At 73.0% G+C, this 20,899-nt stretch carries 22 protein-coding genes; 13 read left to right on the top strand and 9 right to left on the bottom strand.

The window, feature by feature from the left end; translation table 11 throughout:
- Positions 1-57 precede the first annotated feature (57 nt).
- Both ACFOYX_RS32945 and ACFOYX_RS32950 read right to left on the bottom strand, forming a co-directional pair.
- Positions 58-987: a diacylglycerol kinase family protein gene (locus ACFOYX_RS32945; RefSeq protein ID WP_322438680.1), complete on the bottom strand. Its 930-nt coding sequence runs from the start codon at positions 985-987 to the stop codon at positions 58-60.
- 96 nt (positions 988-1,083) lie between these two features.
- On the bottom strand, positions 1,084-2,172 hold the full coding sequence (locus ACFOYX_RS32950) for a serine hydrolase domain-containing protein (protein ID WP_322438681.1): 1,089 nt from the start codon (positions 2,170-2,172) through the stop codon (positions 1,084-1,086).
- Positions 2,173-2,344: 172 nt separating this feature from the next.
- Here ACFOYX_RS32950 and ACFOYX_RS32955 point away from each other — a divergent pair, with 172 nt between their 5' ends.
- The 9 genes from ACFOYX_RS32955 (at position 2,345) to ACFOYX_RS32995 (ending at position 11,084) form a co-directional block, all read left to right on the top strand.
- Positions 2,345-3,892 (top strand): ABC transporter substrate-binding protein, encoded by a 1,548-nt coding sequence (locus ACFOYX_RS32955; RefSeq protein ID WP_322438682.1) that lies wholly within the window; start codon positions 2,345-2,347, stop codon positions 3,890-3,892.
- Between the two features lie 62 nt (positions 3,893-3,954).
- Complete coding sequence (locus ACFOYX_RS32960; protein ID WP_109805036.1) at positions 3,955-4,923, top strand: ABC transporter permease; 969 nt, start codon at positions 3,955-3,957, stop codon at positions 4,921-4,923.
- Positions 4,924-4,957: 34 nt separating this feature from the next.
- On the top strand, positions 4,958-5,848 hold the full coding sequence (locus tag ACFOYX_RS32965; protein WP_322438683.1) for an ABC transporter permease: 891 nt from the start codon (positions 4,958-4,960) through the stop codon (positions 5,846-5,848).
- Entirely contained in the window at positions 5,845-6,750 is a 906-nt protein-coding gene (gene murQ / locus ACFOYX_RS32970; RefSeq protein WP_322438684.1) for an N-acetylmuramic acid 6-phosphate etherase, read from the top strand. The genes ACFOYX_RS32965 and murQ overlap by 4 nt, the downstream gene beginning before the upstream one ends.
- 11 nt (positions 6,751-6,761) lie before the next feature.
- Positions 6,762-7,922 carry an anhydro-N-acetylmuramic acid kinase gene (locus ACFOYX_RS32975; protein ID WP_322438685.1) on the top strand — a complete coding sequence of 387 codons (1,161 nt, stop codon included), beginning with the start codon at positions 6,762-6,764 and terminating at the stop codon, positions 7,920-7,922.
- A complete protein-coding gene (locus tag ACFOYX_RS32980; protein ID WP_322438686.1) occupies positions 7,922-8,893 on the top strand; it encodes an ABC transporter ATP-binding protein in 972 nt (323 codons plus the stop codon). Before ACFOYX_RS32975 ends, ACFOYX_RS32980 begins: the two co-directional genes overlap by 1 nt.
- Positions 8,893-9,882 (top strand): oligopeptide/dipeptide ABC transporter ATP-binding protein, encoded by a 990-nt coding sequence (locus ACFOYX_RS32985; RefSeq protein ID WP_322438687.1) that lies wholly within the window; start codon positions 8,893-8,895, stop codon positions 9,880-9,882. Before ACFOYX_RS32980 ends, ACFOYX_RS32985 begins: the two co-directional genes overlap by 1 nt.
- Complete coding sequence (locus ACFOYX_RS32990) at positions 9,879-10,403, top strand: GNAT family N-acetyltransferase (RefSeq protein WP_322438688.1); 525 nt, start codon at positions 9,879-9,881, stop codon at positions 10,401-10,403. Before ACFOYX_RS32985 ends, ACFOYX_RS32990 begins: the two co-directional genes overlap by 4 nt.
- 36 nt (positions 10,404-10,439) lie before the next feature.
- Positions 10,440-11,084: a hypothetical protein gene (locus tag ACFOYX_RS32995; protein ID WP_322438689.1), complete on the top strand. Its 645-nt coding sequence runs from the start codon at positions 10,440-10,442 to the stop codon at positions 11,082-11,084.
- Between the two features lie 38 nt (positions 11,085-11,122).
- Here ACFOYX_RS32995 and ACFOYX_RS33000 read toward each other — a convergent pair whose 3' ends face one another.
- A complete protein-coding gene (locus tag ACFOYX_RS33000; protein WP_322438690.1) occupies positions 11,123-12,376 on the bottom strand; it encodes an FAD-dependent oxidoreductase in 1,254 nt (417 codons plus the stop codon).
- A gap of 17 nt (positions 12,377-12,393) precedes the next feature.
- Positions 12,394-12,987 carry a GTP cyclohydrolase I FolE gene (gene folE, locus ACFOYX_RS33005; RefSeq protein WP_377534703.1) on the bottom strand — a complete coding sequence of 198 codons (594 nt, stop codon included), beginning with the start codon at positions 12,985-12,987 and terminating at the stop codon, positions 12,394-12,396.
- A gap of 182 nt (positions 12,988-13,169) precedes the next feature.
- On the opposite strand from folE, the gene ACFOYX_RS33010 reads away from it, so the two are divergent.
- The 4 genes from ACFOYX_RS33010 (at position 13,170) to ACFOYX_RS33025 (ending at position 15,952) form a co-directional block, all read left to right on the top strand.
- Positions 13,170-13,490, top strand: a complete 321-nt coding sequence (locus tag ACFOYX_RS33010; protein WP_109805022.1) for a helix-turn-helix transcriptional regulator — start codon at positions 13,170-13,172, stop codon at positions 13,488-13,490.
- Positions 13,490-14,464 (top strand): TIGR03086 family metal-binding protein, encoded by a 975-nt coding sequence (locus tag ACFOYX_RS33015; protein WP_322438692.1) that lies wholly within the window; start codon positions 13,490-13,492, stop codon positions 14,462-14,464. Before ACFOYX_RS33010 ends, ACFOYX_RS33015 begins: the two co-directional genes overlap by 1 nt.
- 12 nt (positions 14,465-14,476) lie before the next feature.
- Positions 14,477-14,827, top strand: coding sequence for a TfoX/Sxy family protein (locus tag ACFOYX_RS33020; RefSeq protein ID WP_322438693.1), 351 nt, complete (start codon positions 14,477-14,479; stop codon positions 14,825-14,827).
- Between the two features lie 111 nt (positions 14,828-14,938).
- Entirely contained in the window at positions 14,939-15,952 is a 1,014-nt protein-coding gene (locus ACFOYX_RS33025; protein ID WP_322438694.1) for a LysR substrate-binding domain-containing protein, read from the top strand.
- Here the strand turns inward: ACFOYX_RS33025 and ACFOYX_RS33030 are convergent.
- The 5 genes from ACFOYX_RS33030 to ACFOYX_RS33050 are packed head-to-tail and all read right to left on the bottom strand — an operon-like array spanning position 15,835 to position 20,861.
- The gene (locus ACFOYX_RS33030) at positions 15,835-16,638 is read right to left on the bottom strand and encodes a serine hydrolase (protein ID WP_322438695.1); all 804 of its coding nucleotides are present in this window, start codon (positions 16,636-16,638) and stop codon (positions 15,835-15,837) included. The two genes, ACFOYX_RS33025 and ACFOYX_RS33030, sit on opposite strands and share 118 nt — an antisense overlap.
- Positions 16,635-18,257: a D-aminoacylase gene (locus ACFOYX_RS33035; protein ID WP_322438696.1), complete on the bottom strand. Its 1,623-nt coding sequence runs from the start codon at positions 18,255-18,257 to the stop codon at positions 16,635-16,637. The genes ACFOYX_RS33030 and ACFOYX_RS33035 overlap by 4 nt, the downstream gene beginning before the upstream one ends.
- Positions 18,257-19,021, bottom strand: a complete 765-nt coding sequence (locus tag ACFOYX_RS33040) for an amino acid ABC transporter ATP-binding protein (protein WP_322438697.1) — start codon at positions 19,019-19,021, stop codon at positions 18,257-18,259. The genes ACFOYX_RS33035 and ACFOYX_RS33040 overlap by 1 nt, the downstream gene beginning before the upstream one ends.
- Entirely contained in the window at positions 19,018-19,965 is a 948-nt protein-coding gene (locus ACFOYX_RS33045) for an amino acid ABC transporter permease (protein WP_322438698.1), read from the bottom strand. The genes ACFOYX_RS33040 and ACFOYX_RS33045 overlap by 4 nt, the downstream gene beginning before the upstream one ends.
- 8 nt (positions 19,966-19,973) lie before the next feature.
- The gene (locus ACFOYX_RS33050; protein ID WP_322438699.1) at positions 19,974-20,861 is read right to left on the bottom strand and encodes an ABC transporter substrate-binding protein; all 888 of its coding nucleotides are present in this window, start codon (positions 20,859-20,861) and stop codon (positions 19,974-19,976) included.
- Positions 20,862-20,899: the final 38 nt, after the last annotated feature.

A 20,899-nucleotide genomic window follows, 5' to 3' on the forward strand; every position in this document is an offset into this window, starting at 1 on the left:
ACGTCCACCGGCCACAGCAGAGCGAACAGCGGTTGCCGCGCGGCCCCGAGCCCGCGCCTAGCGGTCCGGGCTGTCGGCGGCGGCCATGACGCGCAGCGCGTTGGGGTCCAGGCCGATCCGGATCGGGGACTCGCCGTACGGCTCGCCGTCGACCTCGACGCGCGCCGGCGGGTCGGTCTCCAGCCAGAGTTGACGGACCGCGAGGAAGGGGTCGTCGCCGAGCGTGCGGCGATGCCCGGTCGCCGCGTTGCGGGCGGTGTCGCGCAGCAGCTCGCGGCGGGTCGGACCGCCCACCGGGTACGCGACCAGGAGGCGGTCGTCGGCGTTCGCGTCGGCGGTGATCGGCCGGCCGGCGTGGAAGCCGCCGTTGGCCACGTACAGCTGGTGGGTGACGAACTCGTGCTCGCGCCCCTCGGCCCGCACGGTGGCGCGCAGCGGCCGGTGCCGGGCCAGCAGCGCCAGGGCCGTGATCGGGTACGCGAGCCGGCCGGTGGCCCGCTTGAGCCGCGGCGGCGCGGTGAGCATCACGTCGGCGGACAGGCCGATGCCGACGTGGTTGGTGAACCGCATGTCGCCGACCAGCCCGAGGTCGACGTCGATCACCTTGCCGTCGGTCAGGACCGCGACCGCGGCGTCCAGGTCGAGCGGGATGCCCACCGTCCGGGCGAAGTTGTTGGTGGTGCCCAGCGGCAGCAGGCCGAGCGCGATGTCGCGGTGGGCGAGCAGCCGCGCGGCCGTGCCGATCGTGCCGTCGCCACCGCCGGCGACCAGGAGGTCCGGCCCGAGGTCGGCGGCCGCGGCCAGGTGCTGCTCGAGCTCGTCGGGCCGGTCCACCGGGTACGTGCCGAGCAGGGTGAAACCGGCCGCCGCCAGGCGCGACCGGGCGCCCTGGTAGAGCCGGCGACCCCGGCGGGAGTGGGTGTTGACGACGAGCGCCGCGCGTCGTTCCCGCCGGATGGCCTCGCCCAGCTCCTGCTTCGTCCGCATACGGCCAGACCCTATAGGTGAACGCCGTGCCGCTGAGCCAGGGTGAGGAGATGCCAGGACGCACTCCGGAAAGGAGTGGCCAGACCGAGGCGCCGGTCAGGTGCCCACGGCGAGCTCGGCGACGGCCCGTCGGATCTCCGCGATGTCGGACCATTCGCGGCGGGGGTGTACGCGGTTGGTGAGCAGGACCGCCACGAGGTCCCGGCCGGGGTCGACGAGCAGAGCGGTGCCGGTGAAACCGGTGTGGCCGAACGCCCCGGCCGCCGCCCGCGTGCCCATCCAGTGCGGGTCGCCGATGCGCACGCCGAGACCGTGGCGGAAGCCCGGGTCGACGGCCGGCGGCAGGTGGTCGCGGGTCATCTCCGCCACGGTGTCCGGGCGGAGGACGCGGACCCCGTCGACGGCCCCGCCCTGCCGCAGCATCTGCCCGAAGCGGGCGACGTCGGCGGCGGTGCCGAACAACCCGGCGTTGCCCGCGGTTCCGCCGAGGGACCACGAGTTCTCGTCGTGGACGCTGCCGCGCAGCATGCCACGGCCGAGGTGGGGCTGGTGTTCGGTGGCTGCGGCCCGGGCCGCGCGTGCGGGTCCGGGCAGGAAGCCGGTGTCGGTCAGCCCCAGGGGCCGGCAGACCCGCTCCTGCACCAGGTCGGGCAGCCGCCGGCCGGTGATCCGCTCGGCCAGGAGCCCGGCGACCAGGAATCCCACGCAGGAGTATTCGAAGCTCTCGCCGGGTCGGTTGACCAGCGGGGTGCGCAGCACCGCCCGGACCCGGGACGCCTGGTCCGGCCAGTCGGTCCACAGTTGCAGCAAGGCCGGCAGCCCGGAGGTGTGGGTGAGCAGGTGGCGCAGGGTGATCCGCCGTCGCTCGCCGTCGCCGAAGGTGGGCAGCCACCCGGCGATGGGCTCGTCGAGGCTCGTCCTGCCCTCGTCGACGAGGGTGAGCAGGACGGCCGTGGTGAACAGTTTCGTCATCGAGGCGAGGTCGAAGATCGTGGACGCCAGGGCGGGCTGGCGGCTCTCCGCCGCGACCAGGGCGCCGTCCGCGTCCGCATACCGGGACAGGTGACCGACAGTAACCAGGTCGGTGGGGTGGCCGTCCCGCTGGATCAGCGCGACGGCCGCGCTGTAGAGCGGGCGGTGTCCGCCTTCCAAGCCCCTGACCAGCGTTGCTTTCAGTCTGGACACGGACAGCACCATAGCGCAGACGGCAACTTTCTTCAGCTAGCGCCCGCATGCCGGAAACTATTGACACCGTTCCGTCACCCCTTGATACTCGGTCGCCGGGCGTACGGCCAGAGAATGCGGCGCCCGCGGCACTCGCGGCGATGCGGCCGTGGGCATACCGGAGGGAAGGAACGTGAAGCTCCCCAGCGCGCTGAGCGCACCAGCGACCAGGTGTGTGCTGGCCGTCGCGGCCGCCGCCCTCGTCGCGACGGGCTGCTCCAGCGGCACACCCGGCAAGGAAGGGTCGACCGGCGGCGGCACGCTGGTCGTCGGCTACACCGCCGACCCCAACACGCTCGACCCGTGGAAGGCCACCCAGTTCCAGGCGGTGCACCTGCTCGAGCAGGTGTACGGCACGCTCACCGAACTCGACGGCGACCTCAACGTCAAGCCCGGCCTGGCCGAGAAGTGGCAGTACGCCGACGGCAACAAGACCCTGACCCTGACCCTGCGTCAGGGCGTGAAGTTCCACGACGGCAAGCCGTTCAGCTCCGCCGACGTCAAGTCGTCGATCGAGCGCATCCAGAAGCCCGAAACCGCGGCGGTGGCCGCGGCCACCGTCAAGTCGATCCAGTCGGTCGACGCGCCCGACCCGCAGACCGTCGTGCTGCACCTGACGGCGCCGGACGCGGGCCTGCTCGCCGGATTCGCCACCACCAACCTGGCGATGCTGTCCAAGGACGACACCTCGGAGGCGATCGGCCAGAAGCCCAACGGCACCGGCGCCTTCACGTTCGGCAGCCGCACCGCCGGCCAGTCGGTGAAGCTGACCGCCAACGGCGACTACTGGGGTGGCAAGCCGAAGGTGGGCAGCCTCGAGTTCCGGATCATCCCGGACCAGACGTCGGTCGTCGCGGCCCTGCAGTCGGGCAACGTCCAGTTCGCCACGCTCGACGACCCGCTGGTCGCGAAGTCGGCCGAGGGCAGCGGGCTCAAGGTGGCCAAGACGCCGAGCCTGTCGTACCACGTGCTGCAACTCAACGCCCGCAAGGCGCCACTGGACAAGCTCGACGTGCGGCTCGCCATCTCCTGCGCGATCGACCGCAAGCAGGTGCTGGACACCGCCGCCCTCGGCGCGGGCGAGGTGACCGGGCCGATCACCTCCCCGGCGTACAAGTCCGACCCGAACGCCCGCCCCTGCCCGACCCGCGACGTGGCCAAGGCCAAGCAACTGCTGGCCGGCGCGGGCCTCGCCAACGGCGTCACCATCCCGGCGATCGTCTCGCAGGGCGAGTACGCCACCTCCGTGAACGAGGCCCAGAACCTCCAGGCCCAGCTCAAGGAGGCCGGCATCACGCTCGACCTGCAGACGCTGGAGTCCGGGGCGTACGTGGACAAGTGGGTCGCCGCCGACTTCACCGCGGCCGTGGCGCTCAACGGCGGCCGCCCGGACCCCGACGGCATGTACGGGCGCTACTTCACCAGCACCGGCAACCTCAACAAGGTCGCCGGCTACTCCTCGCCGGAGCTGGACAAGCTCTTCGCCGAGGGCAAGGCGACCACCGACCCGGCCAAGCGCAAGGAGATCTACACCAAGGTCTCCCGGCACCTGGAGGACAACGCGGCCTGGGTGTGGCTCTTCTCGAGCTACGGCTACACCGCCACCACCCAGGGCGTCGCCGGCTTCACCCCGATGGCGAACGGCTCTCTGCAGAACCTGCGCGAGACCTCGCTGCAGTGACCGCACGACCTGCCGGGCGGTGCGCGCACCGCCCGGCAGGACCCTCACTCAAGGAGGTGCCGGTGCGGTCCATCGCACGTCACCCGCTGCTCCGCCGGCTCGTGGAGACGGTGCTCACCCTCTTCGGGGTCGCGGTGCTGGTCTTCACCACCCTGCGGGCGATTCCCGGCGACGAGATCACGGCCACCCTCGGCACCGAGGCCGCCGGGCTCAGCGCCGAGCAGCAGGAGTCCCTGCGCGCCTACTACGGTCTGGACAAGCCGCTGGTCCTGCAGTTCTTCTCCTGGCTGGGCAACGTGCTCACCGGCAACCTCGGCTTCTCCCGCCGAGCCGGCGCCACCGTCGGCGAGATGACCGCCAACGCCCTGCCGGTCACGATGGAGTTGGCGGTCCTGGCCACCATCGTCGGTCTGCTGATCGGGGTGCCGCTGGCCATGCTGTCGGCGTCCCGCCCCAACGGCGTCCGCGACGGGTTCGGCCAGCTCGTCGGCCTGGCCGCCCTGTCCGTGCCGAACTTCCTCCTCGGCGCCGCGCTGCTCACCGTGATCTCCCGGTACGCGCACTACAACCCCAACGCCCAGGGCTTCGCCCACTTCACCCAGGATCCGCTGCTGAACCTCCAGCAGATGCTCTTTCCGGCGCTGATCCTCGGCTTCGGCCTCGCGGCCCCGATCATGCGTACCGCGCGGTCGGCGCTGCTGGAGGTGCAGACCCAGGACTTCGTCCGCACCGCCCGGGGCAAGGGCGTCGCGCCGTGGCGGCTGCGGGTGCGGCACGTGCTGCACAACGCGCTGAACCCGATCGTCACCATGACCGGCATCCAGTTCGGCTACCTGCTCGGCGGCGCCGTGGTGGTCGAGCAGATCTTCTCGGTGCCGGGCCTCGGGCGGCAGGTCCTCGCGGGCATCCAACAGAAGGAGTACGCCGTGGTGCAGAGCACCGTGCTGGTGATCGCGACCACGTTCGTCGTGGTCAACCTCCTCACCGACCTGCTCTACCGGGTCATCGACCCGAGGGTGCGTGCCGCATGAGCCAGCACGGCACGATCCACGGCGGAGGGCGGGCATGACGGCCGCGGTCGCCGGGCAGCAGGTGCCGGTGGCGGCGCCGCCGGCCCGCGCGGCGGCGTGGCGGCGCCTGCTGCGCAGCCCCGCCGGTCTGGTCGGCGCGGTGCTGGTGGCGCTCGTCGCCGCCGCCGCGGGCACCGCCCTGCTCGGGCTGACCCCGTACGACCCGATCGCCCAGCACCCGCAGGCCCGCCTGCAGCCGCCGTCGGCCCAGTACTGGTTCGGCACCGACCAGTTCGGCCGCGACGTGTTCTCCCGTTCCCTGGCCGGCGTGGGCAACTCTCTGCGGGTGGCCGTCGTCGCGGTGTTCCTCTCCGCCCTCGTCGGCACCACCGCCGGCATCTGCGCGGGCTTCTACGGCGGCCGGGTACGCGGGCCGGTGCTGGCCGTGACGAACGTGCTGTTCGCCTTCCCGCCGCTGCTGCTCGCGCTGACGCTCGCGACCACGTTCACCCGCAACTGGCTGACCATCGCGATCGCCATCGCCATCGTCTACGTGCCGATCTTCGTCCGGGTCAGCCGCGGACCGGTGCTGTCGCTGCGCGAGACCGACTTCATCAAGGCGGCCCGGGTGCTCGGCATCCCGACCTGGCGCATCCTGGTGCGTCACCTGCTGCCGAACCTCGCCGCCATCGTCATCGTGCAGGTGACCCTGTCGTTGTCGTGGGCGGTGCTCACCGAGGCCGCGCTGAGCTTCCTCGGCCTTGGCAGCCCGCCACCCGCGCCGTCGCTGGGGTCGATGGTCTTCGACGCCAAGATCCTGGCCGGTACGGCCTGGTGGAACCTGGCGGCGCCGGGCGCCGTCATCGTCGTCTTCGTGGTCGGGCTCAATCTGCTCGGCGACGGGCTGCGCGACGCCCTCGACCCGAGAAATGGACGCAACGCATGACGGATCGCCTTGGTGACCTGCTGACCGAACAGGTCGACGACCGGTACGCCGGCCTCGACACCGCGTCGGTCGCGCAGTTGGCGGCGGTCATGAACGACGCCGACGCGACGGTGCCGGGCGCGGTGCGGGCGGCGCTGCCGCAGATCGTGCCGGCCATCGAGGGGGTCGCCGACCGGCTGGCGGCCGGCGGCCGGCTGCTCTATGTCGGGGCGGGCACCGCCGGCCGGATGGGGGTGCTCGACGCGTCGGAGTGCCCACCGACCTTCAGCACCCCGCCGGAGCTGGTGCGGGCGGTGATCGCCGGCGGCATGCAGGCGTTGGTCGCCTCGCAGGAGGGCGTCGAGGACGACGAGGCGGCCGGTGCGGCGGTGATCGTGGAATGCGCGGTCACGGCCGCCGACGCGGTCGTCGGCATCTCGGCGAGCGGCCGCACTCCCTATGTCGTGGCGGCGGTCCGGGCGGCCCGCGCGCGGGGCGCGCTGACGGTCGGGCTGTCGTGCAACGCCGGCACGCCGTTGAGCGCCGCCGCCGACCGGGCGATCGAGGTGCTCGTCGGCCCCGAGGTGCTGGCCGGCTCGACCCGGCTGAAGGCGGGCACGGCGCAGAAGTTGGTGCTCAACATGATCTCGACGATCTCGATGATCAGGCTGGGCAAGACGTACGGGAATCTCATGGTCGACCTGCGGGTGACCAACGTGAAACTGCGCGACCGGGCGGTCCGCATCATCCGGCGGGTCACCGGGGTCCCCCGCGCCGACGCCGAGGCGGCCCTCGACCGTGCCGGCCTGGATGTCAAGGCCGCGATTCTCATGCTCGACCGCCCGGCCGACGTGGCGGATCCCCGGCAGCGGCTGGCCGCGAGCGGCGGTCGGCTGCGCGAGGCACTGGAGGCGAGCGCGTGAAGGTCCTGGGCATGATCTCCGGTACGTCCCACGACGGCATCGACGTGGCGGCGGTCGACTTCACGCTGCGCGACGGTGTCCTGCACGGCACGGTCGGCTACGCGGACAGCTTGCCCTACCCGGAGGAGCTGCGCGTCCGGCTGATGCGGGCCCTGCCCCCGGCGGCGCTGACCTTCGCCGAGGCGTGCGAGCTGGACACGCTGATCGGTCAGGCGTTCGCCGAGGTGGCCGCCGACGCGGCCGAGCTGGCCGGCGGGGTCGACCTGATCTGCTCGCACGGACAGACCGTCTACCACTGGGTGCAGGGGCGGCAGGTGCGGGGAACGATGCAGATCGGGCAGCCGGCCTGGATCGCCGAGCGCGCCGGTGTCCCGGTCGTCGCCGACGTCCGGGCGCGGGACGTGGTCGCCGGGGGCCAGGGCGCGCCGCTGGTGTCGCTCATGGACGTCATGCTGCTGTCCGGCCTGCCGGGCCGGCCGGCCGCCCTCAACCTGGGCGGCATCGCCAACGTCACCGTGCTGCGGCCGACCGGTGGCGGCGGCCCGGTGGCCTACGACACCGGGCCGGCGAACGCGCTGATCGACGCCGCCGTGGTGCGGGCCAGCCGGGGGCGGCTCCGGTACGACGAGGACGGCCGCCTCGCCGCCGCCGGCCGGGTGGACGACGCCCTGCTCACCGCACTGCTCGCCGAGCCGTACTACCGGCTGGACCCGCCGAAGACCACCGGCAAGGAACTGTTCCACGCCGACTACCTGGAGCAGGCGTTGACGGCGCATTCCGGCCTGTCGGACGCGGACATCGCCGCGACCCTGACCGCGCTGACCGCGCAGACCGTCGCCGACCAGGTGCGTCGCCACCAGGTCGACACCCTCGTCGCCTCCGGCGGGGGCTGCGCCAATCCGACGCTGATGGCGATGCTGCGGGAGCGGTTGGCCGGGGTGCGGGTCACCACCACCGCCGAGTTCGGCGCGCCGACCGACACCAAGGAGGCTGTCGCCTTCGCGCTGATCGGCTGGCACACCGCGCACGGCCTGCCCGGCACCGTTCCGTCGTGCACCGGCGCCACCGGCGCCCGGGTGCTCGGCGCCATCGTGCCCGGCGCCACGCCCCTGCGTCTGCCCGACCCACTGGCCACCGCCCCCGCCGCGCTGCGCCTGACCGGAGCCGTCTGATGACCGCCCTTCTCGAGCTCGCGGACCTGCGTGTGTCGGCCCGGTCCGGTCGCGCCGACCGGGAGATCGTGCACGGCGTCGACCTGACCGTCGAGGCCGGACAGACCGTCGCGGTCGTCGGCGAGAGCGGCTCCGGCAAGTCGCTGACCATGCTCGCCGTGATGGGCCTGCTCACCGATCCGCTGCGCGTCACCGGCGGGACCGTGCGGCTCGGTGACCGCGATCTGACCGCGCTCTCCGAGCGGGAGCTGCGCACCATCCGCGGCAACGACGCGGCGATGATCTATCAGGACCCGATGACGTCGCTCAACCCGCTGATGCGCGTCGGCGATCAGGTCGTCGAGGCGATGACCGCGCACGGCGTACCGAAGGCCGAGGCGGGGCGGCGGATGCTCGACCTGCTGGCCCGGGTCGGCATCCCCGACCCGAAGCGCACCGCCCGGGCCTATCCGCACGAGTTCTCCGGCGGGATGCGCCAGCGGGTGATGATCGCCTGTGCCCTGGCGATGCGCCCCCGGCTGCTCATCGCCGACGAGCCGACCACCGCGCTGGACGTGACCATCCAGCAGCAGATCCTGGCGCTGATCGACGAACTGCGCCGGGAACTCGGCATGACCACCATCTGGGTCACCCACGACCTGGGTGTGGTGGCCCGCCTGGTCGACCGGGTCGTGGTGATGTACGCGGGTCACGTGGTCGAGGACGCGCCAGTGCGGCAGGTGTTCAGCGCTCCGCAGCATCCGTACACGAGGGCGCTGCTGGCCGCGCTGCCCGACCCGACCGACGACGACCGGCCGCCGCTGGCCCAGATCCCCGGACGGCCACCGGCCGCCACCGACCCGGTGGAAGGCTGCCCGTTCCGGCCACGGTGCGCGCAGGCGGTGGACGCGTGCGCGACCCGCCCCGCGCTGCAGCCACGGGCGCAGGGACGGGCCGCGTGCTGGGTGCCCCCGCACGAGTGGAGGAACTGATGCTGACGGCGACCGATCTGGTCAAGCAGTACCCGGTGCGGGGCGGCGACGACGTCGTGCACGCCCTCGCCGGGGTCTCGCTGACCGTCGGGGACGGCGAGACCCTCGGCATCGTCGGCGAGTCCGGCTGCGGCAAGTCGACCCTGGCCAAGCTGCTGGTACGGCTGGAGGACCCGACCTCCGGCACGGTCGAGCTGGACGGGGTGGACCTGACCGCGCTGCGCGGCCCCGCGCTGCGCCGGCAGCGCCGGCACATCCAGATGCTGTTCCAGGACCCGTACTCCTCGCTCAACCCGCGACTGCGCGTCGGCCAGGCGCTCGGCGAGGTGCTGGCCGTGCACCGGCTCGCCGACGGCCGGCAGCGCGAGCGGCGGGTGGCCGAGCTGCTGGAGATGGTCGGGCTGGGCGCGGCGTTCGCCGCGCGCTACCCGCACGAGCTCTCCGGCGGGCAGCGGCAGCGGGTCGGCGTCGCCCGGGCCCTCGCGGTGGAGCCGAGGGTGCTGCTGCTCGACGAGCCGGTGTCGGCGCTCGACGTGTCGGTCCGGGCCGAGATCATGAACCTGCTGGTCGACCTGCGCCGCGACCTGGGCCTCAGCTACGTGTTCATCAGCCACGACGTGGCCATGGTGCGGCACATCAGCGACCGGGTGGCGGTGATGTACCTCGGCCGGGTCGTCGAGATCGGCGACTGGAAGTCGGTGCTGGACAACCCCCGGCACCCCTACACCGCCGCCCTGTGCGCCGCGGTGCCCGCGCCCAACCCGGAGCTCTCCCAGCCGATCGAGGCCACCGTCGCCGGGGAGGTGCCCGACCCGGCCGCCCCGCCGGCCGGCTGCCCGTTCCACCCGCGCTGCCCGCTGGCGCAGGACGCGTGCCGGCGGCTCGACCCGGCGTTGCTGCCGCTTCCGCTGGGTTCCGGCCACCAGGTGGCCTGCCACGTGGCCACCGAGCAGGTGACCGACCGGTCGCTCGCCCCGTCCGGCTCGTGACCGCGCCGGTGCGGGTCCGCCGGGCGGTGCCGGCCGACGCGGACGCCGCCGGCGCCGTCTTCCTGGCCTGCTGGCACGGGTCGTACGCGGACCTGCTGCCGCCGCCGGTGCGGGCCCGCTACGACGGGGCGAGCGCGGTGGCGCTGTGGCGCCTGGTCCTCGCGGCGGCGCCCGACGGGGTGCTCCTCGCCGACGTGGCCGGGCACGGGGTGCGGGGCGTCGTGCGCTTCGGCGCGGACCCGGACGATGCGCGCCGCGGACACGTGTTCAGCCTGTACGTGCACCCGGACGCCCAGGGTCTCGGGCTGGGTCGGACGCTGCTGCACGCCGCCTCCGGGCAGCTGCGGGCCGCCGGGTACGACACGGCGACGCTGTGGGTGTTCGCGGGAAACCATGCCGCTCGCGCCTTCTACGTCGGGCAGGGCTGGACGCCCGACGGCGGCACCCGGGTGGAGGAGGCGTACGGCGAGCCCGAGGTGCGGCTCCGTCGGCACCTGCCGGCGGTCACGCCCGTTCAGTGAATTTCAACAACATCTGCTGGTGATAAACTTCTCGGCATGGCAGCGGGCCCCTGGCAGGCGGTGACGGCCCTGGTCGACCAGATCCGCCGGGCGCTGTACGACTACGTGCGCAGTCAGGACCACCCGGTGACGCGGGACGAGGCCGCCGAGGCACAGCGGATCTCGCGCAACCTGGCGGCGTTCCACCTCGACAAGCTGGTCGCCGCCGGACTGCTGCGGGCCAGGTACGCGGCGCCGACCGACCAGCCGCGCGGCCGGGGCAGAACGCCGAAGGTGTACGAGGCGGCGCCGGGCTGCATCGCGCTGACCATCCCGGAGCGGCGCTACGACCTGATCGGCGAGATCCTCGCCCAGGCCGTCGCCGAGGATCCCACCGATGCCAGGTCCGCGGCGCTCCGCCTGGCGGGGCACCGGGGCGTGGCCCTCGGTCGTCAGGTCGGCGCCGGCGGGCCGGTCGCGGACGTGCTGGCCGAGCTCGGCTTCGAACCGACCGACGACGACGAGCTGATCCGGCTGCGCAACTGCCCCTTCCACGAACTCGCCGTCCAGCAGACCGAGCTGGTGTGCGGCCTGAACCAGGCCTTCGTCGCCGGTCTGCTCGACGGGCTCGGCCGGACGGACCTGCACGCGCGGCTGGCTCCCACCCCCGGCGCCTGCTGCGTACAGATCCGCCCGGCCTGACCCGCCGGCCACCGCCACCCGCTCGGCGGCACGCCCGCTCAGCGCAGCAGATCGCCGAGCGGCACCCCCGGGTCGGCGAGCCTGGCCAGGTCGACCGCCCGGCCGGCGTGGCCGGCCCGCACCAGCGCCTGGATCTGGTCGGTCACGTCCCACACGTTGGCGTTCATACCGGCCAGCACCCGGCCCTCGGCGACCCAGAACGCCAGGAACTCGGGCGCCCGGCCGTCCACCACGGCCGGGTCGCCGCGGAACACAACCCGGTCGTAACCGTCCGGGGCCACCCACCCGGAATACTCCATCCCCAGGTCGTACTGGTCGGAGAAGAAGTACGGCAGTCGGGCGTACTCGACCTGCTGGCCCAGCATGGACCTGGCCGCGGCCGGGCCGCCGTTGAGCGCGTTCGCCCAGTGCTCCACGCGGATGTGCCGGTGCAGCAGCGGGTGGAGGGCGTTGGCCACGTCGCCCGCGGCGTGGATGTGCGGGTCGGAGGTGAGCAGCCGGGCGTCGGTGACGATGCCGTTGTCGACCTTCAGGCCGGCCGCCTCGGCCAACTGCACGTTGGGCTGGATGCCCACGCCGACGACGACGGTGTCGGCGGCCAGTTCGGTGCCGTCGGTCAGCAGCACCGAAGACACCCGCCCGGTCCCCCGCAGCTGTCGGACGCCGACGCCGAAGTGGAAGGTGACGCCGTGGCCGCGGTGCAGGTCGGCGAAGACCCGGGCGACCTCGTCGCCGAGGACCCGCTGCAACGGCAGCTCGGCGGTCTCCACCACGGTCACGGCGGCGCCGTGCCGCCGGGCGGCGGCGGCGATCTCCAGACCGATCCAGCCGGCGCCGATCACCACGAGGTGGGCCTGGTCGGTGACGGCTTCGGCGATCCGATCGGAGTCCGCCAACGTGCGCAGATACAGCACCCCGTCCAGGTCGGCGCCGGGAACATCGAGGCGGCGGGGCGCCGAGCCGGCGGCCAGCAGCAGCTTGTCGTAGCCGAGCCGTTCGCCGTCGGCGAGGACGACCTGGTGGGCTTCGCGGTCGATGCCGGTGACCCGGGTCGCGGTACGCAGGTCGACGTCGTTCGCCTCGTACCAGCCGGCGTCGTGCACGTACACGTCGCGCCGCGGCGTGCTCCCCAGCAGCAGGCCCTTCGACAGCGGTGGCCGCTCGTACGGCCGTTCGGGTTCCTCACCGAGCAGGATCACCCGGCCGGCGAAGCCCTCCTCGCGCAGTGTCTGGGCGGCCTTGGCGCCGGCGAGGCCGGCGCCGACGATGACGAACGTGGGACTGCTGTCCATGCCGCTCTCCAATCGGGTCAGTGGGCTCCGGTGAGGGAGAAGAACTCGGCCCTGGAGCGGGCGTCGTCCCGCAGGGTCCCGAGCAGGGTTGAGGTCACGGTGGTGGCGCCGGCGGCCCGCACGCCGCGCAACGTCATGCACAGATGCTCGGCCTCGATGACGACACCGACGCCCTTGGGCGCCAGCTCGAGGGCCAGCCAGTCCGCCACCTGCTTGGTCAGCCGCTCCTGCACCTGCGGCCGGTGGGCGAAGAGCTCCACGACGCGGGCGAGTTTGGACAGTCCGAGGATCCGGTCGCCCGGCAGGTAGCCGACGTGCGCGACACCGACGAACGGCAACAGGTGGTGTTCGCACACCGACCGGATGGGAATGGACCGGGCCAGCACCAGTTCGTCGTAGCCCTCGTCGTTGGGGAAGGTGGTCAGGTCGAACGGGCGCGCGGTGAGCAACTCGGCGTACGCCCGGGCCATCCGGCCCGGCGTGTCCCGCAGGCTTTCCGAGCCCAGGTCGATGCCGAGTGCGGTCAGGAACCGCGCGGCGGCCTGTTCGGCGGCGACCAGGTCGCGCGCCGGTTGCTGGTCGACGCGTCGTGGGGCCGGAGCGATGGTCACCTGAACTGCCCTCCAAGCGGTGGTTCCTGCAATCGCCATCCTGGTCCCCTGGCTCCTGAATTTCAATAGCGGGCACTGGTTAAATTCGCCGCCCGGCGCGGGCGCGACGACGCTCGGCGGCAGGTCCGGGCGGCTGAGCAGGCACTTGACGGAATGCGTTAGTAAGGCCTAACGTGTTTCGGGTGATCGACGCGTTGTCTGCCGCTGCTGAGCCCACCCGGCGACGGATCCTGCAGCTGCTCGCGTCGCAGCCCCGCACGGTGAGCAGCATCGCGGCGGAGTTCACCGTCACCCGGTCGGCGATCTCCCAGCACCTGTTGCTGCTGGCCGAGGTCGGCCTGGTGACGGCCGAGAAGGTCGGCCGGGAGCGCATCTACCGGGTCGTACCCGACGGACTCCGTCAGCTGCAGGCCGAGATCGACCGGTTCTGGACCGCCGAGCTCGACCTGCTGGTCGCCGACGCCCACGCCCTGAAGTCTCAACGGATCGAGAGAGACCACTGATGTTCACCAAGACCGTCGTCCTCCCCGTCGACATCGACGAGGCATTCGCGCTCATCACCGAGCCGGAGCGGCTGCGCCGCTGGCAGACCGTGTCGGCCCGCGTCGACCTCCGCGTGGGCGGTGACTACCGCTGGACCGTCACCCCCGGCCACGTGGCGACCGGCACCTTCCGAGAGGTCGAACCCGGCAAGCGGGTCGTGTTCGGCTGGGGTTGGGAGGGCAACCCGGACCTCGCCCCCGACACCTCGACCGTCTCCATCACGATCGAGCCGGTCGCCGACGGCACCCGGGTCACCCTCACCCACGAGGGGCTCACCGACGAGCAGGCGGCGATGCACGCCGAGGGCTGGAACCACTACCTCGGCCGTCTCGAGAAGGCCGCCGTCGCCGGGGATGCCGGCCCGGACGAGTGGTCCGCCGCTCCCGAGCGGCTCGACGAACTGTCCGCCGCCGACGCCACCCTGGCCGTGCTCCAGACGGTCCTGCGCCGGCTGACCTCCTCCGACCGCGCCAAGCAGACCCCCTGCGCGGACTTCACCTGCCACGACCTCGCCGAGCACCTGTTCGGCTCGATGGTCACCCTCGGCGCGATGGCCGGCGTCGAGGTCGTGAACCCCGGGACGGGTTCGCTGGAGGACCGGACGGCCACCATGGCGGCGCAGGCCATCGAGGGATGGCGCGCCCGGGGCCTCGACGGCGCCATCGCCGCGCCCGGCGGCGGCGAGATGCCGGCCGCGTTCGTGGCGGGCATCATGCCGGTGGAGTTCCTGTTGCACGCCTGGGACCTGGCCCAGGCCAGCGGCACGCCCCTGGCCGTCAGTGACGAGGTCGTGGCCTACGTCCACAAGCTCGCCGAGCAGATCGTCCCCGGCGGCCGCGGCTCCTCGTTCGGCGACGAGGTGACCCCGCCCGTGGACGCCGACCCGATGGAGCGGCTGGCCGCCTTCTCGGGCCGTCGCCCCCTGGCCGGATGACAGGATCCGACGATGCAGATGCCGAAGCCCACGGACGCTGACAAGCAGTTCTTCCGGTCCGTCGTGTCCGACGCCCCAGGGGTCGAGGTCAAGCCGATGTTCGGCAACCTCGGCGCGTTCGTGAACGGCAACATGTTCGCCGGGCTGTTCGGCTCGTCGGTCGGCGTGAAACTCGCCGCCGACGATCTGGCCGAACTCGCGACGATCGAGGGTGCGGGACCCTTCGGCCCTGCGGAGCGACCGATGGGTGGCTACCTGGCCCTGCCCCCGTCGTTCAGCACCGAGCAGGCGACGGTCTGGGTCGACAGGGCTCGGGGGTACGTCGCGACGCTGCCGCCCAGACCCAAGAAGGAGAAGCGGTAGCAACGGCCGCCTGAGCCGCGAGCGCAGCCGGCCGCCGGCATGCGAGAGTGTGGGCCGGGCGGACTGGTGTCGACGTTGCCGCAAGCCCCGGAGCAGGAAGGCGGTCCGCCGATGTTCAACACCGCACGCCTGCAGGTCGTGCTGGAGATCGCCCGGCACGGCACGATCGTCGCCGCCGCGGAGCAGCTACGGCTGAGCCCGTCGGCGGTCTCCCACCAGCTCGCCACGCTGGAGCAGGAGGCCGGGGTGGCGCTGGTGGACCGGGGGCCGCGCAGCCTGCGGCTCACCGCCGCCGGCCAGCGCCTCGCGGACTACGCGCAGCAGATCGCCGACCTGATGTCGGCCGCCCGCGACGAGCTGTCCGCGCACGGCGAGGGCCGGCGGGGTCTGCTGCGCATCGGGTTCTTCGCGACGGCCGGCGCGGAGCTGCTGCCGCGCGCCCTGTCGAGCTTCACCCGGGACCATCCGCAGGTCGAGCTCGCGCTGATCCTCGGGCAGCCGGACGAGCTGCTGCCCCGGCTCAACCAGGGCGAACTGGACCTCGTGGTGGTGTTCGACCACCCGTTGAGTCCGGCCCAGGCTTCGCCGTACGTGAAGGTCGAACCGCTGATGGTGGACCCGCAGCTGGTGGTGCTTCCGGCCGACCACCCGCTGTGCGGCCGGCGGCGGCTGCGGCTCGCGGACCTCGCCGCCGAGCCGTGGATCACCACCCTCGGCGTGCAGGGCGAGGTGTCGGTGCTGGAGCTGGCGGCGCGGGCCGAGGGCTTCCAGCCGCGGATCCGGTGCCGCAACGACCACTACGAGGTGGTGCTCGGCCTGGTCCGGGCCGGCGTCGGCGTCGCGCTGGTGCCGTCGCTCGGCCTGCGCAACCCGGGTCAGGTGGCGGTCCGGCAGCTCGCGCACGGCAAGCTGCACCGGGAGATCGGCGTGGCGTTGCGCCCCGGCAATCCGAACCCGGTGGTGGGCAGCTTCGTCGAACGGCTGACCGACGCCGCCGCGGGGCTCAGTCAGGAGCTGTCCGAGCGGTGGGCGCCGGCGAGCCGGTCGACCGTCGTGCCCCAGCGCCGCAGCTCCGCCACGGCGGCCCGCTCCGCCCCGGGCTCGAACGCCGCGATCACGGCGTAGACGACCGTGTGCCGGCCGGACACGATCCCGGTGTCGGCCCGTACGCCGGTGTCGGTGCCGGTCTTGTTCAGCACCCGGACGCCGTCGCCCGACCACGGGTCGTGGCCGATGGAGTCGGCCACCAGGGTGTGGTCGATGTTCCCGGCGAGCCAGTCCCGCAGCAGCGCGCACGCCCGCGGGCGCTGCCAGGTGCCGGCCGCCACGTCGGCGAGGAACGCGCAGAGCTCGCGGGCGGTGCCGGTCGCGAAGGTCTCCGGTACGCCGGGGCCGCGCTCGGCCCGGATCCGGTCGTGCACGGTCGTGTCCCGCAGGCCGGCCTGGCAGGCCAGGTCCTGCACGGCGTCGAGCGTGACCAGGCGGAGCAGCGCGTTCGTAGCGGCGTTGTCGCTGACCGCGGCCACCGCCGTGGCCAGGTCGGCGACCGTCCACCACCGGGGCGACAGCGCGCCGAGCAGGCCGGTGCCGCCGACCTCCCGGTCCTCATCGAGCAGCTCCACCCGCTGGTCGGCGGCGAGGGTGCCGTCGGCGAGCCGTCGGGCCACCTCGCCGAGCAGCAGCACCTTGCCGACGCTGGCCAGCCGGAGGACCCGGTCCGGGTCGACCGAGATGCCGCGCCCGTCGTCCAGCCGCCGCACCAGCGCCCCGATCCGCACGCCGGCGGCCGGGCCCCCACCGGCCGCGCTCATCGCCGTCCCGGCACGGCCGGCTTCCTACCGGTCACGGCCAGCACCCGGCCGGGCCGGGTGTCGGTGACCTCACCGCGGTCCACCACGACCCGGCCGCCGACCACCACGCAGCGGACGCCGCGCGGCGGCGCCAGCGGATCGTCGTACGTGGCGCCGTCGGCGACCCGCTGCGGGTCGAAGACCACCAGGTCGGCGGCGTACCCGTCGGCGAGCAGGCCGCGGTCCCGCAGGCCGAAGCGGCGGGCGGGCATCGCGGTCATCTTGTGCACCGCGTCCGCCAGCGGCAGCAGACCCACGTCGCGTACGTAGTGCCCGAGCACCCGGGCGAAGCTGCCCGCCCAGCGCGGATGCGGGCGGCCCCCTTTCGGTACGCCGTCGGAGCAGAGCATGGTGAGCGGGCTGGCCAGCACCCGGCGGACGTCGTCCTCGTGCATGGAGTGGCTGAGGATGGTGACGTCGCCCCGTTCGGCGGCGAGCAGGTCGCAGGCGTAGTCCACCGGGTCGGCGCCGCGCGCGGCGGCCAGGTCGGCGATGGTGTGCCCCTGCGCGTCCGGGTTGTTCGGGGCGGACGCGACGCGGATCAGGTCCCAGCCGCCGTTGCCCACGGTGTTCTCCCAGCCCGGCACTCCGCCGACCAGGTCGGCACGGATCCGGTCGCGGACCGCCGGGTCCGCGACGGCGGCGAGCATCGCCGACACCCCGTCGGCGATCACCCACGGGGGCAGCATCGCGAGCAGGGCCGTGCTGCCGGCGGTGTACGGGTAGACGTCGCAGGCGACGTCCAGCCCGTCGGCACGCGCCCGGTCGAGTCGGGCCAGGGTGCGGACGGTGGCGCCCCAGGCCCGCCGGCCGGCGGTCTTGTGGTGGGAGACCTGCAGCGCCGACCCGGCGGCGCCGGCGATCTCGATCGCCTCTTCGAGGGCCGACTCGACCTGGGACATCTCGTCGCGCAGGTGCGTCACGTACGGCTTGCCGTGCGCCGCGGCGACCCGGGCCAGGGCGATGACCTCGTCGGTGCCGGCGTTCACTCCGGGCGAGTAGATCAGGCCGGTGGACAGGCCGGCCGCGCCCGCGGCGAGCGCCTCGTCGAGCAGCCCGCACATTCGTCGGGTCTCCTCCGGCGTCGCGCGCCGTTGAGCGAAGCCGACCACGGCGGCGCGCAGCGTCCCGTGCCCCACGAGGGCGGCGAGGTGGTTGCGCCGGGCCGCGCCCTGCGCCGCGGCGAACTCCGGGAACGACGCGTACGCCGCCGCGGGCGGCCCGAAGGTCGCCGCGATCAGCTCCCGCACCGGCCCGCCGCGCTCGGGCGGGACCGGGAAGGGACTGATCCCGCAGTTGCCGCAGATCTCGGTGGTCACCCCCTGGAGCAGCGGCGCCCGGCGCAGCACCTCCCGTTGCTCGTCGTCGCCGGCCAGCAGGTCGGAGTGGGTGTGCACGTCGAGGAAGCCGGGTGTGACCACCAGACCGGCGGCGTCCACCACGGCGGCGGCGGGCGTGCCGCTGAACGGTGGCAGCAGCACCAGCCGTCCCTCCCGTACGCCCACGTCGGCCGGGCGGGCCGGCGCGCCGGTGCCGTCGAGCACGTCCCCGCCGGTGAACACCAGGTCGAGCCGCGCCATCACAGCACCTTGGACAGGAACGCGCGGGTCCGGTCGTGCCGCGGCGCGGCCAGCACGTCCCGGGGCGGCCCCTGCTCGACGATCAGGCCCTCGTCCATGAAGACCAGGTGGTCGCCGACCTCACGGGCGAAGCCCATCTCGTGGGTCACCACGATCATCGTCATCCCGCTGGCCGCCAGGTCCTTCATCACCTCGAGCACCTCCCCGACGAGTTCGGGATCGAGCGCGGAGGTCGGCTCGTCGAAGAGCATCAGCTTCGGTGACATCGCCAGGGAGCGCGCGATGGCCACCCGCTGCTGCTGCCCGCCGGAGAGTTGCGCCGGGTAGTGGTGGGCGCGATCGGCCAGCCCGACCCGGTCGAGCAGCTCACCGGCGCGCCTGCGGGCCTCGGCCGTCCGCACGCCCTTGACGGCGACCAGGCCCTCCATCACGTTCTCCAGCGCGGTGCGGTGCGGGAACAGGTGGAACCGCTGGAACACCATGCCGATCGACTCGCGCTGCCGGCGCAGCCGGGCGTCCGGCAGCGGCCGCAGCCGCCCGCCGCGCTCCTCGTACCCGATCAGCTCGCCGTCGACGTACACCCGCCCGCCCTGCGGCTCCTCCAGGTGGTTGAGGCAGCGCAGCAGGGTGGACTTGCCGGAGCCGGAGGGGCCGACCACGCAGACCACCTGGCCGCGCCCGATGGTCAGGTCGATGCCGCGCAGCACCTCCAGCCGGCCGAAGCTCTTGCGCAGGGCCCGGCACCGCACCATCGGCGCGGTCATCGCGCGCTCCCGGAGAACCGCAGGTTGCGGGCGATCCGCCCGCCCAGCGTGCCCGGCACCGTGGTGCCGAAGCCGCGGCTGAACCGGCGTTCCAGGTAGTACTGGCCGGCGCCGGCGACGGTGGTGAGGACCAGATACCAGATGGACGCGACGATGAGCAGGGCGATCACCTCGAAGTTCGTCAGGTAGAGCCGCTGGGCGACGGTGAGCAGGTCGGCGCCGGCGATCACCGAGACGAGCGAGGTGGTCTTCAGCATGGAGATGAACTGGTTGCCGGTCGGCGGGACGATGATCCGCATCGCCTGGGGCAGCACCACCCGCTTCATGATCTTCGTACGGGACATGCCCAGTGCCGCCGCGGCCTCCTGCTGACCGGGGTCGACGGCCCGCAGGCCGGCGCGCACGATCTCGCTCATGTACGCGCCCTCGTTGATGCTGAGCCCGAGCAGCGCCGCGACAAAGCCGGTGACCAGCGTGTTCGTCTCCCAGGTGATCAGCTTCGGGCCGCCGAACGGCACGCCCAGACCGATCTCGGGGAAGATCAGCGCGATGTTGAACCAGAAGATCAGCTGCACCAGCAGCGGCGTGCCGCGGAAGAACCAGACGTACGCCATCGCGCCGGTACGCAGGATGCGGCTGTCGGAGACCTGCATCAGGGCGACCACCACGCCGAGCACCACACCGATGACCATCGAGGCGACGGTGAGCTGGACGGTGACCCAGAGCCCTTCCAGGATGACCCGGTCGAACTGGTAGTCGGCGACGATGTCCCAGTGCAGGTTGGGGTTGATGGCGACGGTCCATCCCAGCCAGACCAGCACCAGCGCCGTCACCCCGGCGGCCAGCCAGCGGCCGGGCCGGAGGGGATGACTGATCCGGTTCGCTTCCGGCGCTTCCGAGCCGGTGGGCCCGGCCGCAGCCGGGCCCACGACGGTCGCGTCCACCGGCGTGCTCACTGCTGGGCGTTGACCGTGGCGGCCTTGACCGCGCTGCCCTGCACGCCCCACTTCTCCATGATCTTGGCGTACTCCCCGCTGTCGATCAGTTCCTGGAGCGCCTTGCGCACCGCGTCGCGGAGCTGGCTGTCCTTCTTGTCGATCGCGATGCCCCACGGGCCGGCCTCGTACTGGGCCTCCAGCACCTCGTACTTGCCGCTCTCCTGGGCCAGCATCTTGGCCACCGGGTAGTCGACGATGGTGGCCACCGCCCGCCCGGCGTCGATCTGCAGCAGGCCGGTCGGGGCGTCCTCGCTCTGCGAGATCGTCATCTTCTTGCCGCACTTGGCGTTCTGCCCCTCGCCGATGGCGAGGTTGGAGCTGCCCTTGGCGAGCACCACGGCCCGACCGCACAGGTCGGCCAGGTCCTTGACGCCGGCGGGGTTGCCCTTGGCCACCATGATCGCGCCACCGGCCTGGAAGTAGTCGACGAAGTCGACCGCCTTACGCCGCTCCTCGGTGTCGCTCATCGAGGACATCGCCAGGTCCCAGCGGTCGGCCTGCAGTCCCGGGATCAGGCCGGGGAAGCTCGCGTTGGTCATCTCCAGCTTCAGGCCGAGCCGCCCGGCGATCGCCGCGGCCAGTTCCGGGTCGACGCCGATCAGGTCCTGGGTGCCCTCCTTGTACATCTCCATCGGCGGGTAGCCCTCGGCGGTGGCGACCCGGAGCACGCCCTTCTCCTTGAGCGCGGCGGGTACGAGGTCGGTGGCCTTGGCGTCGGCGGCGACCGAGGCCGACCCACCGGCCTGCGACGTCTGACCGCTCGTCGAGCGTCCGCAGCCGGTGAGGGCGACCGAGAGAGTGGCAAGACCGATGACGACGCGGAGCGCCTGCTTCCTGAGCACCGGGAACCTCCTGCTGGGACGACTGGCGGGGACCATAT

It is taken from the genome of Micromonospora sp. GCM10011541, from assembly GCF_042650725.1.
Lineage (GTDB): Bacteria > Actinomycetota > Actinomycetes > Mycobacteriales > Micromonosporaceae > Micromonospora > Micromonospora sicca.

Bases quoted from the DNA above. Each gene is read 5' to 3' on its own strand.
- ACFOYX_RS33000 (WP_322438690.1), bottom strand. From the start codon at position 12,376: ATGGACAGCAGTCCCACGTTCGTCATCGTCGGCGCCGGCCTCGCCGGC.
- murQ (WP_322438684.1), top strand. From the start codon at position 5,845: ATGACGGATCGCCTTGGTGACCTGCTGACCGAACAGGTCGACGACCGG.
- ACFOYX_RS33025 (WP_322438694.1), top strand. From the start codon at position 14,939: ATGTTCAACACCGCACGCCTGCAGGTCGTGCTGGAGATCGCCCGGCAC.
- ACFOYX_RS32980 (WP_322438686.1), top strand. From the start codon at position 7,922: ATGACCGCCCTTCTCGAGCTCGCGGACCTGCGTGTGTCGGCCCGGTCC.
- ACFOYX_RS33040 (WP_322438697.1), bottom strand. From the start codon at position 19,021: ATGACCGCGCCGATGGTGCGGTGCCGGGCCCTGCGCAAGAGCTTCGGC.
- ACFOYX_RS32975 (WP_322438685.1), top strand. From the start codon at position 6,762: ATGATCTCCGGTACGTCCCACGACGGCATCGACGTGGCGGCGGTCGAC.
- ACFOYX_RS32995 (WP_322438689.1), top strand. From the start codon at position 10,440: ATGGCAGCGGGCCCCTGGCAGGCGGTGACGGCCCTGGTCGACCAGATC.
- ACFOYX_RS33020 (WP_322438693.1), top strand. From the start codon at position 14,477: ATGCAGATGCCGAAGCCCACGGACGCTGACAAGCAGTTCTTCCGGTCC.
- ACFOYX_RS32985 (WP_322438687.1), top strand. From the start codon at position 8,893: ATGCTGACGGCGACCGATCTGGTCAAGCAGTACCCGGTGCGGGGCGGC.
- ACFOYX_RS32965 (WP_322438683.1), top strand. From the start codon at position 4,958: ATGACGGCCGCGGTCGCCGGGCAGCAGGTGCCGGTGGCGGCGCCGCCG.
- ACFOYX_RS33015 (WP_322438692.1), top strand. From the start codon at position 13,490: ATGTTCACCAAGACCGTCGTCCTCCCCGTCGACATCGACGAGGCATTC.
- ACFOYX_RS33035 (WP_322438696.1), bottom strand. From the start codon at position 18,257: ATGGCGCGGCTCGACCTGGTGTTCACCGGCGGGGACGTGCTCGACGGC.
- ACFOYX_RS33030 (WP_322438695.1), bottom strand. From the start codon at position 16,638: ATGAGCGCGGCCGGTGGGGGCCCGGCCGCCGGCGTGCGGATCGGGGCG.
- ACFOYX_RS32945 (WP_322438680.1), bottom strand. From the start codon at position 987: ATGCGGACGAAGCAGGAGCTGGGCGAGGCCATCCGGCGGGAACGACGC.